Source organism: Saccharothrix sp. NRRL B-16314 (assembly GCF_000716595.1).
GTDB lineage: Bacteria > Actinomycetota > Actinomycetes > Mycobacteriales > Pseudonocardiaceae > Actinosynnema.
Genome location: NZ_JNXC01000094.1, coordinates 1 through 840, shown reverse-complemented (window position 1 = coordinate 840; position 840 = coordinate 1). Strand labels below are relative to the sequence as shown.

Below are 840 nucleotides of genomic sequence, written 5' to 3'. Positions count from 1 at the left end.
AACACACTGCGACAGTGGCTCGGCACCGGCACCGGCACGTTCAGCCAATCCACCGAAATCGGCAGCGGCTGGACCGGCTTCAACCTCGCCGTGAACTGAAGGATGACGATGACGACCAGAAATCTCATCAGAAGATTAGTCCTGGCCGGCACGACGAGCGCCATGCTCGCGTGCGGTATCACCTTCGCCTCCTCCGCGCAGGCAGCCGGTGACATCGACATCTGTGTCTCCTCCGGGCGCGCCGCCGGGTTCGACGGTGAGAACCTCGTCGTGGCGGTCGCGGTCGCCATGGCCGAGTCCCGCTGCGACCCCTCCGCCCGCGGCGTCAACACCAACGGCTCGATCGACCGGGGACTCTGGCAGATCAACAGCATCCACACCGACGTCAGCGACGCGTGCGCGTTCGACGCGATGTGCAATGGCCGCGCCGCCTGGAAGATCTCCGACCAGGCCACTGACTGGACGCCGTGGGTCACCTACAACAGCGGTGCGTACAGGCAGTTCATGGACGATGCCCGCGCCGCGATCGGCGCCCCTTCTGCGGACCGCCCGAGCAGGAGTGTCAACGGGGACAAGTTCGACGACGCGATCGGTGTCGACCCGGCCGGGGTCGCGTGGTTCTATCGCGGCAAGAGCGGCGGCGGTTTCTCCGCGGCCCTTCGCCACGGTCCTGGCTGGGGTGGTTTCTCCCGGATCGCCGTCAACGATTCCAACGCCGACGGCTGGGCGGACCTGTGGGCCGTCAGCGGTGACACGCTCTACTACTGGCACAACCGCACCGACGGCACGTTCGCCGCGTCACACGAAGTGGGTTCGGGCTGGTCGGCCATGGAATGGATC

1 pseudogene is annotated in these 840 nt (G+C 66.7%); it reads left to right on the top strand.

Going from position 1 to position 840, the window contains the following annotated elements:
* Nucleotides 1–102: 102 nt before the first annotated feature.
* Nucleotides 103–840: pseudogene (locus tag OQ02_RS41815) on the top strand (hypothetical protein); the annotation flags it as partial.